Raw genomic sequence first — 16,495 nt, 5'->3', positions numbered from 1 at the left:
TCTGCTTTTAACAGCGGGGCAGCCACTCAGCGTCGGGTAGGTTGGCCGTAGCAGGGAACGCGGTTCTGGGATAACTCCGTCACTGCCGCAAGCGTCTGTTTGTACCTGTTATCAGCTCAGGTCCTGTTTTGGAGCTGTTTTTCTTAAAACAGCTCCAAAACGCAAAACTTATCTGCTCAAGATCACAGAGGCAACCGCACGTCTACCACTTCCCGCTCCCAGGTCTCCAGGTGCACCCGCCAGAGTTCATGGGCGTTGGTGTTGGTAATCCAGAGATACCCTTGGTGCACCAGCACATCATTGGGTTCCTCCAGCCCGGAGACTATGGTTTTGATGCGTTGCCTTTCCAGGTCCAGAAACTTAATCTTCCCGTTGTAAGTGTCTGCCAGAAATAAATTCCCGGCATGCGCGGCAATGCCCAGACAGTGCTGCAGGTAAGCCTCATCAAAATCGCCGTCTTCATCTCCAAACTCAAACAGGCCGCGGCCTATGAGGGTGGTCACGGTGCCTTGGCACAGGTCAACGGCCCGCACGGCGCTGGCCTCTGGGTCTGCCACATAGAGCGTGTGGTTGATAAGGGCGAGCCCGCTGGGTTGATTAAAAGCGGCATCAGGGAGGGGGCCGTCTGCGAGGGCTTCGCGGCCGGTGCCCGCAAAGCGGAAGACTTTCTCAGTGGCCAGGTCCAGACGCAGGAGCTGGTGGTTGCCGGCGCTGGCAATGTAGAGCTGGTCTTCTACCACGGCCAGGTCCCAGGGGCTGTTGGGGTTCACCGGCACACCCACCTGCTCATAGAAGAAATAATAGCTCAACTCCCCGGTTCCGGCAACGGTGGTTACTTGCCGGGTGGCAAGGTTTACTTTTCTGATGGCATTGTTCTTGGCATCTGCCACGTACAGAAACTGGCCGTGCAGCGCCAACCCGTGCGGCTCATTAAATTGGGCTTCGGCGTAGCCGCCGTTGGTGAACCCCTGCCGACCGCTGCCAATGACCGCCACCACCTGCCCCTGAGGTGTGAGCCTGAGCAGGCGGTGGTGCCCGCTGTCTGCGAGGTACAGGTGGCCGGTGTCATCTGCCATGAGTTTAGAGGGAAAGCGTAAAGGGGCTTCTACTGGTTTTTCTTTGATGAAAGGCAGCGGGTCCCGGTTCAAACGATCTCCAAACGTCTGGATCAGTTCCTCCAGATACGGTTTGATAATGTCATAGATCCCTTCGCCTGACTTCTGCCCCACCACCTTGCCGTTGGGGTCAATGAGCACCACCGTTGGCCACGCGTTGACCGCGTACTGCTTCCAGACCTCAAAGTCGGCGTCATTGACCACGGGGTGGGAAATCCCAAATTTAAGGATGGCCTGCCGTATGGCAGCCGTTCGTTTTTCAGCGTCAAACTTGGCTGAGTGCACGCCAATGACCACCAGTTCAGTGGGGTACTCCTGCTCCAGGCGCTTCAGGTCTGGCAGCAGGTGCTGGCAGTTAATACACCCAAAGGTCCAGAAATCCAGCAGTACAACCTTCCCCCTGAAGTCTTTGAGCGTGTAGTCCCGATCTGTGTTGAGCCAGCCGTGGCGGGTGTTGATCTCAGGGGCATTGACGCGTCCGGTAAGCATGCGTTTAAAGTGGTATATGTGTATTCAATTAATCTTTTCAGAAACCAGATAACTAGCAGAATTCTGTCTACCAACTATTGCGTTGAAACCTTATTTTTGTACGGTCCCTTCTTCTATCAAAAACATTCTTTCAGATTTCCTGATTTAATACTCATTTTATATCCTATATGTTCCTGAGCAGGCATTTCATAAGGTTTTCAAAGCAGATTCTTCTAGGGCTGGCTTTCCCATTCCTGCCGTTCTTACCGTGTTGGGGCCAGGAAACTACGGCCAAAGATGATTATACCGTCTCTTACAGACAATTGGGGCCAGACAGTGTGGTGTTCTATTATGAGGCAGGGTGGCACTTAGTGAAACCGCAGTGCGCTGTGACGTACCGCTACACCAGGTTAACCCCAGACGGCTTTTTCACCGGTGCCGTGAAAGACCTCTCCAGAGACAGTGTGGTTACGTTCACCGGCAACTATGAAAACAGGAAGAAAGAGGGCCTGTTTTCAGGTTACCACCATAGAACCGGCCTCCCGGCCTTTAGCGGCCACTATGCAGACAATAAGAGGCAAGGGCTTTGGTATTACTGGTATGAAAACGGGAAGCCACAGATCACCCTAAGGTTTTCCCAGGACTCCCTCTATGTCTTAGAAGCCTGGGACCGGGACGGAAAGCAAACAGTAGCCAATGGAAACGGGACAGTAAAGATTGAGAACTTTGATATCATAGAAGGCAAGGTCAAGAACGGGTTAATGGAGGGCAATTGGCTATACCACAGAAGAGACGGGTACGTCTACTTTCAGGAAAAATTCAAAGAGGGTAAATTTACCAAAGGCACCTCCCCCAGAGACACCTACCAGGACAAGACCCGGTTCAGGTTTTTGCAAGAGCCAGATCAGGTGCTCAAAGGCGAAACATTTCTATTCAGCCCCAATTGTGTAGTGGTCAAGCCCAGGGACAAGCGTGCCATCAAGGTTCCTTGGTATAGGGGCGGGAATGAAAATCTCAACAAAGAAATAGTTGCCCAGATCAGAAACCGGCCCCGCAGTGCAGAAGAAACTCTTTTCACGGGCATTGTCAACATCAATTTTGAGGTGAATACGCAAGGCGAGGTAGTCAACATTCACCCCTCCAACTCCTTTGGCACCCCACCGCCTTCTCTGGTTGAACACCTTAAAAAAATAGTGGCCAGCACTGGAAAATGGCAGCCTGCCCTGGTAGACCAACAGCCCAGCCGGTATTCTATGCAGCTGCATGTCTCCTTTAAAGAAAACAGCTTTTATGCGGAGACAAGGTTTTTCGCCCCACTTGAAGAGGGAAAATAGCATTCTGTTTTAGGGCTACTTTTAGGAAAACAGCCCCAAAACAGCACCTTCCGCAATAGCCCCAGGCAAAACTGCCACACCCGCCGGCAAGCCACCGCCTCTCCCGTAAGAACCGCTCGGCTGTACAACATGCCCGGCCCCGGCGCTTTGTTCCCAAGGCAATGGACCGGCCGCGGGCGGAAGGGGGGGAATCTGCAAAATATGGTGAAGGATAACTAGACCACTGTTTGCGCGTACAAACGGAAGTTCTACTCACCAGACCACGTTTGTTATGACACAGATTCCTACCTTCAATCTCCTTGAGTCACTGCGCCACCTAGCGCTAGTGCCTTGCCTATGGTTCGCCTTACTGCCAGCCCCGGCCCTGGCGCAGGTGACGTCAGACACGCTGCAGACCACGGTGACGTTAACGGAACCAGATACCACCAAGGCCGGGGTGCCTGTCTCTACGCTTGACCCTGCCTTACAGAAAGGGGCGCTGCGCAAAAGGCTTATTGCCCCCGCCATCTTTGTTGGGGTGGGCCTGCTTATGATTGACAACGGCCTGTATGACCGGCAAGACTTCAGATATGACTTCAGAACCAAGCCGTTCCCTAATTTTAAATCAGATGTTGATGACTTCCTGATCTTCGCACCGGCGGCCGGGCTGTTGGTGTTTGATATTTTCTCGTCTCAGAACCGGCACGATGTCACGCGCCAGGTGGGGCTGCTGGCGGGATCAGCGGCGCTGGCCTCTGCCCTGCTGTGGCCTCTGAAAAAAGTGACGGCAGTGCCCCGCCCCAACGAGGAGAACAGCTACTCCTTTCCTTCCGGCCACACTACGTACGCCTTTGTGGTAGCCACCATGGTGAGCCGCGAGTTCAGGGGGAAAAGCAAATGGATTGGCATTGCCAGTTACACCACCGCCGGGGTTACCGGTATGATGCGGGTGCTCAATGACGCCCACTGGTTCTCAGATGTACTGGCGGGTGCCGGCGTAGGCATACTGTCTACCAACCTGGTGTACCTGGCGCATGACCGCTGGTTCAAGAACAGAGGCTTCAACGCACAAGTGGTGCCAACTGTGATGTTTAACGGCACGCCGGGGGTGGCCATGGTGATTCCGTTGAACTAACATATACACTGTTTCCTGTTTTAGGGCTACTTTTGGGAAAACAGCCCTAAAACAGGCAATCAACTTAAGGGCATGTTTACATGTTGTCATTATTGTTGAAGCGGGGCAAAGGGAGGTTCTCCAGATGAGTTTTTTTGCCTGGGAGCAGTGCTACCAGGCAAAAAATGCGGCAAGGCAGGTTCCTGGCGGGACCCTTGGCAGCACGAAAGACTTATTTTAAACAGGCTCTACGCACAAAACCGGTTACAGTAACCCGGGTTCCCCTATTTTGATGATGCTCCTAACCGACGCAGCTACCCTATAACAAAGAAGACCGTGGCGCTAACCAAGTTTATCACAACGCATCTCCTCTGGGTTTCTTTCACCTTGGGGGCCGTGGCCCAGAACCAGGCCACAGACACCTCTGCAGTTGTTGCCGCCAGAGAGGTGACGGCTACACCCGCCGCCCAAGACAGTCAGTCTAAGACGGGGAGGTTTATAAAAAGGGCGGTAGTTCCCTCTGTTATTCTCATTGCAGCCGGTATCTCCACCATAAGAGACAACGGGTTTTACAGCAGCTATGACGCCAGCCGTGATGCACGCCGGGCATTCCCCAACTTCCAGACCAAGGCAGACGATTATCTGTTTTTTGTGCCCATTGTTGGCTTGTACAGCTTTAACCTCTTCTCGTCACAGAACAAGCATGACATCAGAAGGCAAACGGGGTTGCTGCTGGCTTCGGGGTTGTTGACTACGGCCATGACCTATCCTATCAAGATCTCAACGGGGGTTGAGCGGCCTAACGGCGAACCAAGGGCCTTCCCTTCGGGCCATACCTCGTATGCCTTTACCATTGCCACCATTGTAGACAAAGAGTTCAGAGACAAGAGCCCCTGGATCAGCGTGGGGAGCTACACCATTGCCTCGGCCACGGGGGTCATGCGCGTTCTGAACAATGAACACTGGATGTCTGATGTGCTGGCCGGTGCCGGCATAGGCATTCTCTCTGTCAATGCCGTATATTTTGTGCATGACCGTATCATGCGGAACAAAGGCCTGAACGCCACCCTCGCCCCCACCGTTCTCCCCAACGGCGAACTGGGAATGGGATTCGCCCTTCAGTTTTAGATTGTTAGTTGTGAATGCGCAATTTTTGCTGTAGTCTGCGTGTTCACCGCAATGCCCGCCAGGTGCCTATGTGCCTGCCGCCTTTGCCGGTCAAAGCAAGCAAGTATTTACCTTCATCACTTAATGCTTTTGCAGTGCTGTTCACAAGCTCAAGCCGAACACGGTAGAACCTTACACTGCCAGTTGAGTTTACCACCTTAAAAAGAAAAACCAGCTCTACGCAAGAGGAAAAGCGGCAAAGCCGAAACTACTCCCAGAAAGGCACCATTTACGATAAACCAGTTCCCATGAAAATTCTCTCTGCCGCCCAAACCCGAGACGCTGATGCCTACACCATTGCCCAGGAACCCATCTCCTCCCTGGACTTGATGGAGCGGGCGGCTACGGCGCTGGTGCAGTGGCTGGAGCAGCATTTCCAGCGGGAGCGGCCTTTCTATATTTTCTGCGGCCCCGGCAACAACGGCGGCGATGGCTTGGCTGCTGCCCGTTTGCTGCACCAGCGGGCGTATGATGTCTATGTTTTCCTAACCGGTCCGGAGCAAAAGCGCTCTGCAGACTTTACCCAAAACTTAGAGCGGCTCCCAGAAGAAATCTCACAAGCCAACCTTCAGTCTCCAGAAGATTTCCCTGCCTTGTCTACCCAGGCAGTGGTGCTAGACGCCCTATTTGGCTCTAGGCTGACACGGCCCTTAGAGGGAATCTACGCGCAGTTGGTTGCGCACCTCAACTCAGGCAGTGCCACGGTAGTGGCCGTTGACATTCCTTCAGGTCTGTTTGCAGATGAACCTACCCCACCCGGGAGCCAGGTGGTGCAGGCTGCGTACACCGTTTCCTTTGAACAGCCTAAGCTGGCGTTTCTGCTCCCAGCCTCTGGCACCTATGTGGGGGAGTGGCAGGTGGTTCCTATTGGGCTGCACCCGGGCTTCTTACAGCAAGTGCCCTCTCCTTATGCCTTGGTGACCCTCCATAAGATAAAACAGCTCCTACGCCCCCGGCTAAAGTTCTCCCACAAGGGCACCTTTGGCCATGCCTTGTTAATTGGCGGAAGCTATGGCAAGATGGGGGCCGCCACCTTGGCCGCACAGGCTGCCCTGCGGGCGGGGCTGGGGCTGCTGACAGTACAAGTACCTCAGGCGGGATACTCCATTCTACAGACGGCGGTGCCCGAAGCCATGGCCCTCATTGACGCCCATGAATTTCACTTTTCTACCTTTCCTTCAGATCTGAAGAAATATGACTGCCTGGGCATTGGCCCGGGCCTAGGGCAGGCAGAGGAGTCAAGGGTGGCCATGGAGCAGCTGTTCAGAAACCCGTTGCCGCCATTGGTTCTGGATGCCGACGCGCTCAACCTGCTGGCCGCAGACAGAATGCTGTTAACAAACCTTCCCGCAGACAGTATTCTCACACCGCACCCCAAAGAGTTTGAGCGGTTGGTGGGGCCCGCCAAAAATGATTTCCACCGGCTGCAGCTGCTGCACAGCTTCTGCCGGGAACACCAGTGTTTTGTAGTGCTCAAAGGCGCCCACACATGTATTGGCACGCCCAGCGGCGAATTCTACTTTAACAGCACCGGCAATGCGGGCATGGCCACCGGCGGTACAGGAGATGTGCTCACGGGAATTTTGACGGGGCTGCGGGCGCAGGGATATTCAGCGCTGGAGACGTGTCTGCTGGGTGTGTACCTGCACGGCCTGGCAGGTGATGTGGCCGCTGAGAAAGAGGGCCAGATTTCGCTGATCGCCTCAGATCTTTACAGATATTTGGGGGCAGCCTTCCAGCGGGTGCTGCAGCAGGAAAAGTAGTATTCCTGTTTTCGGCCTGTTTTCAGAAAAACAGGCCAGAAACGCCTTTTGGTTACAGTACCAGCCACACCAGCAGGAACTGGACAAGCATCATGCCATCAGCTAGAATGAGGAAGTAGTAAGGTGAACGGGTTTCATGGGCATACCAAACCACCAGTGCCGCCCCAACCCCAGAAAGCCCCAAGGCCAGCCGCTCCGGAACAGACAGCCCGGCGGGCAGCAACAGCGCGAACAAGAACAGTGACAGCAATGCCAGTCGCTTGGTCTGTTCTATCCCAAATTTTACCGGGAAAGTCACAGTACCGGTGAGCGCGTCTTTTTGCACGTCTCTGATATCAAATACCAGCGTCAGCGCGAAGATGAACAGAAAGCGGCGTGCAAACAACACCAAACTGTTAGTGGAGAACAGATCCTGCCCTGCTTCCATGAGGGGCAGTTGCACCGTGATGGCTGACCATACATAAGCAATCAGGAATACTTTCAGGAGCGGGATGTCTCTCAGGGGAATGTAGTTTTCCCGGTCTGGGATAACAGGTACAGAATAAAGCCCCGCCACTACCACCAGGTGCAGGAGGAACCAGAAGTTGAGGTCAAAGAGGCTGGTCCAATACAGGGTAAAGGTACAAAGGGCGCTGGCCAGGGCCACAGACATCAAGACCAGCCGGTTGCTCTGAATCCACTCGGTACGGGGCGTGAGCGGCACGTCCTGGTTGAACTTGTAAGGCAACAGGCTGTCTATGTTATAGACGAACAAGGTGGCGAAGAAGACAATGCCCCCCATGCGCAGTGAGATGGGCATCTGGTTCAGCAGATAGGTCTCCCACACCAGCCCCGTTGCGCAAACAGAGATGAACACGTTACTGTACAGAATAAAATTAAGGGTGTTCAGGGCAAACCGCATGCAAATCTTCTGTCTGGAGAGAACGCCTCTACCTAGGCAAAATACGGCTGTAAACTATATAGGTGCAACAATATTTTAAACAAGGGGTATTTTTCTTGCGTCTCCAATAAAAAACGCCGCCCCTTTGCAGGAGAGCGGCGTTTCTGTTATTCTGTTCTCTACAGCTTAGCTGTTGGCTCTGAACGTGGTGTTGTACAGCTCAATGCTTTGCTCAATAATGCGGTAGGCATCTTCCCTACCCAGGAAGTTTTCTACAATCACTTCTTTGTTCTCCAGCTTCTTATAGTCTTCAAAGAAACGCTGGATCTCCAACAGGGTGTGTGGAGGCAACTCAGAGATGTCATTGATGTGTTTCACAGACATATCATTGGCAGCAACCGCAATGATTTTATCATCTTCCTCGTTGTTGTCAATCATCTGCATCACCCCAATCACTTTGGCGTCAATGAGGCACATAGGGGCCACATCAATAGAGCAGAGCACCAGGATATCAAGCGGGTCTTTGTCATCACAGTAGGTCTGCGGAATAAAACCATAGTTGGCGGGGTAATGTACCGCTGAAAACAACACGCGGTCTAATTTAAGCAGGCCGCTGTCTTTATCTAACTCATATTTTGCTTTAGACCCTTTGGGGATCTCAATAATACCGGTCACCACTTTTGGCGCATCTTCGCCGTAATGTACATCATGCCAAGGATTGCTGGCGGTTTGTGAAGTTTCTAACATCTTACTTTTTTATCTAATCTATCCTCTCGCCCAGAAACCCTTATTTCCGGACGTACTCTACTAATGAACGGCCCATGGTGCCATTAGGCTCCTGAATGCGCAGCCAGGCGGCTAAACTTGGGGCTATATCTGTAATGTGGGTCCTTACGGTTGTTTCACCGGCTGGTATTTGCCAGCCATACCAGAGCAGCGGCACATGGGTGTCATAGCCATAGGAGCTCCCGTGGCTGGTGCCTTTAACTACGGCCCGGCCGTAGTTGTCATACCACCCGGGCTGCAGAACCACCATCACATCTCCGGAGCGGGCGTACATGAAGCCTTTCTCCACCATCATACCCAGGCCGGCCGTCCAATTACTACGGAGCAGGTTATCTGCCGTAAACACACGGGCCACTCCCGGCAAGCGCATCATAATTCTGGCAACCTCCTCCTGTACCTCTATCAGGTTTACTTTTTTGCTCTCTATTACGTTATGGTTGAGGTAGACCTGCTGGTTCATAAACTTACTCACCCAATCAGCTTTTCCAAACTTTTGGTTCAGCCTTTTCTCCAGGGTGTCAGCCATGACTATGTTATTGGTGGTACCAGCCGGAATACGCAATTGCTGCAAGTAGGTTGGGTTATGGGCACCGCCATGGTCAGACGTCAGGAAGACAAGAACGTTTTCTTTCCCCAGATGGCCGTCAATAAACTTCAGGAAATCAGCCAGATCCTGGTCAAGGCGCAAGTAAGTATCTTCTACCTCAATAGAATTTGGGCCGAACTGATGCCCCACATAATCTGTGGTGGAGAAGCTAACAGCCAGGAAATCTGTTACAGCCCCTTTCCCCATGCTCTCTGCCTTGATGGCCTCAACGGCAAATTCTTTTGTATAGGTGTTGCCTGCCGGGATAGCGCGCAGCATGTCAAAGGTTTTACCCCGGTAAGCCGGAATATTATGGGGGAAAACAGGTTTCTGCTCCCCAGCAAAGGTTCCTTCAAACGGCTGATCATCTGCGGTACTGGCGGTGTACTGCTCCAGGGGGCGCAGCGTGGTCCATGGCTGGCTCAGGTATTGATCTGCCAGGTTACGTTTATTAAAAGCTTTCACCCACTCAGGTAAATCCTGCATGTAATATGTACTGCTGATCATGCTGCCATTGCTACCGTCATACCAGTAAGCGGCATTGGCGGCATGGCCCGCAGGAAGAATAGAGCCTCTGTCCTTTAAGCTTAACCCAATCACTTTGCTCTTTTGGTTGGTAGCCAGCTTCAACTCATCTGTAATGGTAGAGGCAATCATGTTGACCGGTGACATCTCACCTGCCTTACTTGAACTACCCACCGTTTTAACACTTTTGTCTTCGGCACAGTACGTATTGCGCCCGGTTTCACGGTTGTACCAGTCATTGCCCACTATTCCATGAAAGGCAGGCGTGGTACCCGTATAGATAGAGGCATGCCCTGGCCCCGTATAGGTGGGAACGTAGTTATAGTGGTTATCCCGGAAGTTAAACCCTTCCCGGAGCAGGCGCTTAAAGCCCTCATTGGAGTATTTGTCCCAATAGCGGTAGAGATAATCATACCGCATCTGGTCTACCACAATCCCCACCACCAGCTTTGGCTGCTCAGGCACGCGGCTCCCAGACTTCTTCTTTTTCTGTGCCTCTGCCGGAAGCCCCCCTAACAAGATGGCTATGAAGAAAATCCAAAGTTTCTTTGTTCCTTTTCCCATTTTGGTTGTTTTGGCCTGCGTTTATTAGCTATTTTTCTGAAAACGGCTCAAAAACGTAAATATATCTTTGCTTTGCCAGACCTCCACCCATTTTAGCAAACATCTCCAAATTTAATATGGAGGTAACATGGGATAGGTATAAAAGCAAAGCGCCCATTTCATCAATGGGCGCTGCTGTATGAGGTATAGGTTAAACTTATCTTCCGGCTGCAAGCGCCTCTGCACCACCCACAATCTCCAGGATCTCAGTGGTAATGGCCGCTTGGCGCGTTCGGTTATAGGTAAGTTTCAATTGTTTCAGGAGTTCACCGGCATTCTCAGTGGCTTTGTCCATGGCAGTCATACGGGCACCGTGCTCAGAGGCGTTAGACTCTAACACAGCTTTATACACCTGAATCTTTAATGATTTAGGAATCAACTGCTCCAGAATCTCCTCTTTAGAAGGCTCAAAGATATAGTCAGACTCGGCTTGAGCCGTCCCCTGCTCCTCCACACTCTCCTGAATAGGCAGGAACTGCTCTGTCCGGATGATTTGGGTAGCCACGTTTTTGAACTCGTTGTAGACAATGTCTACCTGGTCATAGTACCCGGTTCTGAACCCTTCCATGGCTTCTTCAGCGGCAACCCGTACGGTTTCAAAAGACAGCTTCCCAAACACGCCGGTATAATCACCGGGCATGGTGAAGTTACGCTTCTGGAAATACTCGTGCCCTTTCTTCCCGATAGCCATGATCTCTACATTCCCTGCCGCTTGCAGGTCTCTGTAGCGCTCATTGATCAGGTTGTTGACCGCTTTCATAACGTTGCTGTTGAAGGCACCGCACAACCCTCTGTCTGAGGTAACGGCAATGATCAACACCCGCTGCACGTCACGTTTCTGCGCATACACATTCTGCCCCGCCTCTCCCTGTACGCTGGAAAGGTTAGTCAAAATATTGTTCAGCCGCTGGGCGTATGGGCGCATACGAATGATGTTATCCTGAGCCCGGCGCAATTTAGCCGCCGCCACCATTTTCATGGCTTTGGTGATCTGCTGCGTGGAGCCTACAGAAACGATTCGGTTACGTACTTCTTTTAAACTAGCCATTAATAGTTAGTCAAGTATGAACAGAGAAAGAAGAGCACGGCTCTTACCAATGCTCTCCTCCTGTTGATTTTAATTATTTACGGTATCTCGCCGTTAAATCACGAGCTACTGATTTCAACACATCAGTGATGGAATCATCAAATTTACCAGCTCTCAACGCATCTAACACTGGACGGTGCTGCGCGTTTAAGGTCATGGTGAAATCTTTCTCAAAAGTACGCACCTCGTTAACCGGAACATCATCAATCAGACCGTTGGTACAGCAGTAGATCATAGCTACCTGATCTTCTACCGCCACTGGAGCAAACTGAGGCTGCTTCAGAACCTCTAGGTTTCTGCGGCCACGCTCAATGGTCAATTTGGTAGCGGCATCAAGGTCAGAACCAAATTTAGCGAAGGCTTCCAACTCACGGAACTGCGCCTGATCCAGCTTCAAGGTACCGGCCACTTTCTTCATTGATTTGATCTGGGCAGAACCACCCACGCGGGACACCGAGATACCTACGTTGATAGCAGGACGGATACCAGAGTTGAAGAGATTGGTTTCCAAGAAGATCTGACCGTCTGTGATAGAAATCACGTTGGTTGGGATATAGGCAGAAACGTCACCAGCCTGGGTCTCAATGATGGGAAGAGCGGTCAAAGACCCGCCACCTTTCACCAAGTGCTTGATAGACTCTGGCAAGTCGTTCATGTCTTGCGCAATAGAGTCAGAGGCGTTGATCTTAGCGGCACGCTCCAGTAAACGGGAGTGAAGGTAGAATACGTCACCTGGGTACGCCTCACGCCCTGGCGGACGACGAAGCAACAGAGACACTTCACGGTAAGCAACGGCCTGCTTAGACAAGTCATCATATACTACCAGCGCAGGACGGCCGGTATCACGGAAGAACTCACCAATAGCAGCACCCGTGAACGGTGCGTAGAACTGCATTGGGGCTGGGTCAGCAGCCGGAGCGGCTACTACCACGGTGTAACGCATAGCGCCACCTGCTTCCAACGCGTTTACAATCTGCGCTACGGTAGAGGCTTTCTGGCCAATGGCTACGTAGATACAGAAGACAGGCTCGCCTCTTTCAAAGAACTCGCCCTGGTTGATGATGGTATCAATGGCCACGGCGGTTTTACCAGTCTGGCGGTCACCAATGATCAACTCCCGCTGGCCACGGCCAATCGGAATCATAGAGTCAATGGCTTTGATACCGGTTTGCATAGGCTCATTTACCGGCTGGCGGTAGATAACGCCTGGTGCTTTTCTTTCAATGGGCATTTCATACAGCTCACCCACTAATGGGCCTTTGCCGTCAATTGGTTGACCAAGGGTGTTCACCACGCGGCCTACCATGCCATCACCTACTCTTACAGAGGCAATTTTATTTGTTTTTTTAACTGTATCGCCTTCTTTAACGTCGCTCCAGTCACCCAACAATACCGCACCCACATTGTCTTCCTCTAAGTTAAGAACAAGGGCTTGCAGACCATTTTCGAACTCTAACAACTCACCAGACTGCGCCTTAGATAAGCCGTAGATACGAGCAACACCGTCACCCACTTGCAGCACCGTACCAACTTCTTCCAGTTCAGCTTCGGTTCTGAAGTTTGACAGCTGTTCTCTTAAAATCGCTGATACTTCATCAGGTCTAACTTCTGCCATGATTATAGTTTAGTAATGTATGGATTTTCTTTAAACTTATTTTTCAATTTCTGCACGTTGCTGCGAACCGAGTTGTCTAGTTGCAGATCGCCAATGCGCAGTACGTACCCGCCCACTACAGCCGGGTCTACCACTTCTTGTAACTCTACCGTTTTTCCGGTACGGTCTACCACCATCTTCTGGAAGGTAGCCCGCAACTCTGGGGTGAGAGGCACGGCAGTGGTTACCGTTGCTTTTTGGATGCCTTTGATATTATTGTACTGTTTCACAAACTCTGTTGCCACAGACTCCAGAATCTCTTCGCGGTTCTTCTGGGTTACAATTCTAAAGAAGGCCATGGTAAGCTCAGTCATGCTATTCCCAAAGAGGGAAGTGAGGATGGCAAGCTTCTTATCATGTTTTATAATCGGGTTGCGCAGTACTAGGCTCAAGTCACGGCTTCCGCTCAAGGTCTTGGTGAAGGAAAGCATATCTTGGTATACTTTCTCCAGTGACCCTTTTTCCTGGGCTAGTTCTAGCAGAGACTTGGCGTACCGGGAGGCAACTCTTTCGTCTGACATTTCTTTCTCTTGCGTGGGTTAAAACGATTTGCTTCCACTTTTGGGGCGGGAAGCCGCTCGCCTGTTCTTACGTCTTAGCCTAAGTTAGCCTCCTGCAAGTAGCTCTGAACCAACGCGCGTTGCGCCTGCTCATCTTGCAGCTCACGCTTGATCAGTTTCTCTGCAATATCAATTGACAAAGTAGCCGCCAGGTTTTTCACCTCAGTCAACGCTGCTTTCTTCTCATTTTCAATTGACAGACGCGCATTTTCAATCATGCGCTGGCCTTCTTCATTGGCTTTGGCCCGCGCACCTTCCACCAGGTGGTTAGCCGCTTCAGTAGCTTCTTTCAAGATGCGCTCGCGTTCTGCACGGGCTTCATTTAACAGACGCTCATTGTCTGCTTTCAGAGACTGCATTTCCAGCTTGGCTTTTTCAGCCATGCTCAACGCATGGTCAATGTTCGCTTCGCGCTCGCGCAGGGCTGCCATGATAGGCTTCCAGGCGAACTTAGACAACAGGAACAGCACCAGCAAGAAGGTAACCACTTGCCAAAAAAGTAAACCAATACCTGGGGTTACTAACGGATTCATCTTACAATGTTTATTTTTCCAGAGAAACGCTTCTCTCAACTATTGACTCTACTACACTTTTTTTATCGCGTCTCCCGGTCCAGACCAATCGTCAGGACGGGAGATGCGATAAAACTCATTCTTAGCGAATGAAAGAAATCAGAAGGCAAACAACCACGCCAAAAAGGGCCACACCTTCAATAAGAGCAGAAGCAATGATCATTGCAGTCTGGATCTTACCACCAGCTTCTGGTTGTCTTGCGATAGATTCCATGGCAGAGCCACCGATTCTACCGATACCCAGACCAGCGCCAAGAGCAACTAAACCAGCACCGATACCGGCACCCATGATAGCTAAACCAGCACCTTCTGAAAAAGCTTGAAGCAATAATGCTAACAACATAGTAGTAGATATATATAGTTAAAAAAAGGAATTCAAATATTAATGATGGGCGTCTACCGCATACGGGGCGTCGCCGTGGCCCATATCATCATGGTGGTCATGCTCTTCTACCGCCCCGCCAAAGTACATGGCAGACAGCAGGGTAAAGATATACGCTTGCAGTAAAGCCACAAACAGCTCCAAAAAGTTCATAAAGGTAGCAAATGCCACACTCACAGGACCAATGGCTACGCTTTCAAAAATAAAGATTAGGCTGAACAAGCTAAGAATAATGATGTGTCCGGCCGTAATGTTGGCAAAAAGACGCACCATGAGAGAGAAAGGCTTGGTGAAAATACCAATCACCTCTACCAATGGCATAATAGGAATACCCCATTTCAGCCACCACGGAACACCCGGCGTATTGAAAATATGCCCCCAGTAGGATTTGTTCCCACTAAACACAGTGATCAACAAAGTCATCAACGCAAGCACCAACGTCACGGCAATATTACCGGTCAAGTTAGCACCGCCCGGGATCAAGCCCAACAGGTTATTGAACCAGATAAAGAAGAAGATGGTGAGCAAGTAGGGCATAAACCGCTCATACTTAGGCCCAATGTTGGTTTTTGCAATCTCATCGCGAATAAAGATGATGATAGGCTCAAAGAAAGACTGAACCCCTCTTGGCCCCTGCCCTCTGCGTTTTTTGTACGCCCCGGCTATAGAGAAGAACACCAGGAACAACAGCAGCACGCTCACAAACATGGAAGCCACGTTTTTGGTGATAGACAAATCTAAAGGGGCCGCGTGTTTTTCTTCACCGTTCTCCCCCTCTACCACCTTTGGCTCACCTTCTTCATTGGCATAGTAAATATGCCCGTGCTCCATCACATAGCCTTTGTAGGGCTTCAACTGATGATGTTCATCATAAAAGTTAGATGACATAAAAACATCCAACTTGCCCTCGCCATATAATATTACCGGCAACGGCAACACAACACCATCAGCGAAATGCCAGGTATAATCATCCCCCACGTGGTGCATGATCATATCACCGGGGCTGAATTTCTCACCTTCGGCTGATTCTGCCGCTTGGGCAGAAAAAGTAAACAAAGCAAACAGGAAAACGAGTATCTTCTTCATTAAGAGCGATTTAAAAGCAACACATTTTATGTAAACGCATTGCCCTAGGCATGCTTTTTTGAATTTCGGCGCAAGTTACTCAACAATGCGTAGATTTCAAATGCGGTATAAATAAAATAAAGGGCGAAAAAGTTTAACACAAATTGCACCAGCCGTTCCTCATGGAAATATCTATATACAAAAATTGCTATTATTGAGAACAGCATGCGCACCCCCATAGAGGTGTAATAGAACGCAGCCAGGTGCTCTGCGTCAAACTTCAGCCCCATATTGGCCAGGTAGTGGGCAAAGCCGGTCACAAACACAAAGAACGCCAGCAGCCACCAGATGTACGGGTGCACCACCTCAAACCCGGTAAACGCCTGCAGTGCGCTTGCCACCAATACCAGCACACCGGTCACCACTACCATTCCCCGTATAAACTTCACGCTTACTTCTTCTTGGTGAGAGATACTATTACTGAGTACATGGAGGCAAACACCGCAACCACCAGCAGCGCCAGCGTCCACCAGGGTGTCTGGTTCTGGAAATAGGCGTCTAGTTTCCGGCCGCCAAACGCCGCCACCCCCATGATGGCAATCATCTGAAAAGCCAATCCAGAATACTTCAGGTAGGGCTTCACGTTTGATTCTTCCTCTTCCTTCAAAGGCTTCTGGTTAGGTTCCATGGCAGTAGGGTTTTGGAATACAGAGGACAAAGCTACGCACACCGCGCCGATTTCCAATTTTCTGTTTTCGGCCTGTTTTGGCCAAAACAGGCCGAAAACGCACCAAGCTGCGGGCATAAGCGTGTAAGCCACTTCTTTAATGCGTCATTATATTTTCTGTTTCTGGC

General features: G+C 51.0%; 16 protein-coding genes. 4 read left to right on the top strand and 12 right to left on the bottom strand.

The annotated features are described in order from the left end of the window. Positions 1–182 precede the first annotated feature (182 nt). A complete protein-coding gene (locus tag FHS90_RS04335) occupies positions 183–1,604 on the bottom strand; it encodes a thioredoxin-like domain-containing protein (protein WP_182511992.1) in 1,422 nt (473 codons plus the stop codon). 368 nt (positions 1,605–1,972) lie between these two features. On the opposite strand from FHS90_RS04335, the gene FHS90_RS04330 reads away from it, so the two are divergent. The 4 genes from FHS90_RS04330 to FHS90_RS04315 all read left to right on the top strand — a co-directional run bounded on the left by FHS90_RS04330 (position 1,973) and on the right by FHS90_RS04315 (position 6,940). Next, positions 1,973–2,917, top strand: a complete 945-nt coding sequence (locus FHS90_RS04330) for a hypothetical protein (protein ID WP_182511990.1) — start codon at positions 1,973–1,975, stop codon at positions 2,915–2,917. A gap of 271 nt (positions 2,918–3,188) precedes the next feature. Continuing rightward, complete coding sequence (locus tag FHS90_RS04325) at positions 3,189–4,031, top strand: phosphatase PAP2 family protein (RefSeq protein WP_066835384.1); 843 nt, start codon at positions 3,189–3,191, stop codon at positions 4,029–4,031. Positions 4,032–4,346: 315 nt separating this feature from the next. Beyond that, positions 4,347–5,138 (top strand): phosphatase PAP2 family protein, encoded by a 792-nt coding sequence (locus FHS90_RS04320; protein ID WP_066835382.1) that lies wholly within the window; start codon positions 4,347–4,349, stop codon positions 5,136–5,138. A gap of 287 nt (positions 5,139–5,425) precedes the next feature. Further along, positions 5,426–6,940 (top strand): NAD(P)H-hydrate dehydratase, encoded by a 1,515-nt coding sequence (locus FHS90_RS04315; RefSeq protein WP_182511988.1) that lies wholly within the window; start codon positions 5,426–5,428, stop codon positions 6,938–6,940. Between the two features lie 52 nt (positions 6,941–6,992). Here the strand turns inward: FHS90_RS04315 and FHS90_RS04310 are convergent, their stop codons facing one another. From FHS90_RS04310 to FHS90_RS04260, 11 genes are all read right to left on the bottom strand, one after another. Beyond that, positions 6,993–7,841, bottom strand: coding sequence for a UbiA family prenyltransferase (locus tag FHS90_RS04310; protein ID WP_066835378.1), 849 nt, complete (start codon positions 7,839–7,841; stop codon positions 6,993–6,995). A 165-nt stretch (positions 7,842–8,006) separates the two neighbouring features. Further along, positions 8,007–8,567: an inorganic diphosphatase gene (locus tag FHS90_RS04305; RefSeq protein ID WP_066835376.1), complete on the bottom strand. Its 561-nt coding sequence runs from the start codon at positions 8,565–8,567 to the stop codon at positions 8,007–8,009. A gap of 40 nt (positions 8,568–8,607) precedes the next feature. Further along, entirely contained in the window at positions 8,608–10,281 is a 1,674-nt protein-coding gene (pafA, locus tag FHS90_RS04300; RefSeq protein ID WP_182511986.1) for an alkaline phosphatase PafA, read from the bottom strand. 196 nt (positions 10,282–10,477) lie between these two features. Next, entirely contained in the window at positions 10,478–11,368 is an 891-nt protein-coding gene (gene atpG, locus FHS90_RS04295; RefSeq protein ID WP_066835372.1) for an ATP synthase F1 subunit gamma, read from the bottom strand. Positions 11,369–11,441: 73 nt separating this feature from the next. Then, positions 11,442–13,022: a F0F1 ATP synthase subunit alpha gene (gene atpA, locus FHS90_RS04290; RefSeq protein ID WP_066835370.1), complete on the bottom strand. Its 1,581-nt coding sequence runs from the start codon at positions 13,020–13,022 to the stop codon at positions 11,442–11,444. A gap of 2 nt (positions 13,023–13,024) precedes the next feature. Beyond that, positions 13,025–13,582 carry an ATP synthase F1 subunit delta gene (gene atpH, locus FHS90_RS04285; RefSeq protein ID WP_066835368.1) on the bottom strand — a complete coding sequence of 186 codons (558 nt, stop codon included), beginning with the start codon at positions 13,580–13,582 and terminating at the stop codon, positions 13,025–13,027. 74 nt (positions 13,583–13,656) lie between these two features. Continuing rightward, the gene (locus FHS90_RS04280) at positions 13,657–14,154 is read right to left on the bottom strand and encodes a F0F1 ATP synthase subunit B (protein WP_066835366.1); all 498 of its coding nucleotides are present in this window, start codon (positions 14,152–14,154) and stop codon (positions 13,657–13,659) included. Between the two features lie 121 nt (positions 14,155–14,275). Beyond that, positions 14,276–14,536 carry an ATP synthase F0 subunit C gene (gene atpE / locus FHS90_RS04275; protein ID WP_066835364.1) on the bottom strand — a complete coding sequence of 87 codons (261 nt, stop codon included), beginning with the start codon at positions 14,534–14,536 and terminating at the stop codon, positions 14,276–14,278. Between the two features lie 39 nt (positions 14,537–14,575). Next, positions 14,576–15,661, bottom strand: a complete 1,086-nt coding sequence (gene atpB / locus FHS90_RS04270) for a F0F1 ATP synthase subunit A (protein WP_066835362.1) — start codon at positions 15,659–15,661, stop codon at positions 14,576–14,578. A gap of 44 nt (positions 15,662–15,705) precedes the next feature. After that, complete coding sequence (locus FHS90_RS04265) at positions 15,706–16,089, bottom strand: hypothetical protein (protein ID WP_066835361.1); 384 nt, start codon at positions 16,087–16,089, stop codon at positions 15,706–15,708. Between the two features lie 2 nt (positions 16,090–16,091). Continuing rightward, the gene (locus FHS90_RS04260) at positions 16,092–16,328 is read right to left on the bottom strand and encodes an AtpZ/AtpI family protein (protein ID WP_066835359.1); all 237 of its coding nucleotides are present in this window, start codon (positions 16,326–16,328) and stop codon (positions 16,092–16,094) included. Positions 16,329–16,495 lie beyond the last annotated feature (167 nt).

This window comes from Rufibacter ruber, assembly GCF_014138425.1.
Lineage (GTDB): Bacteria > Bacteroidota > Bacteroidia > Cytophagales > Hymenobacteraceae > Nibribacter > Nibribacter ruber_C.
The sequence above is the reverse complement of the archived record's forward strand: the minus strand, read 5'-3'. Positions and strand labels throughout refer to the sequence as shown.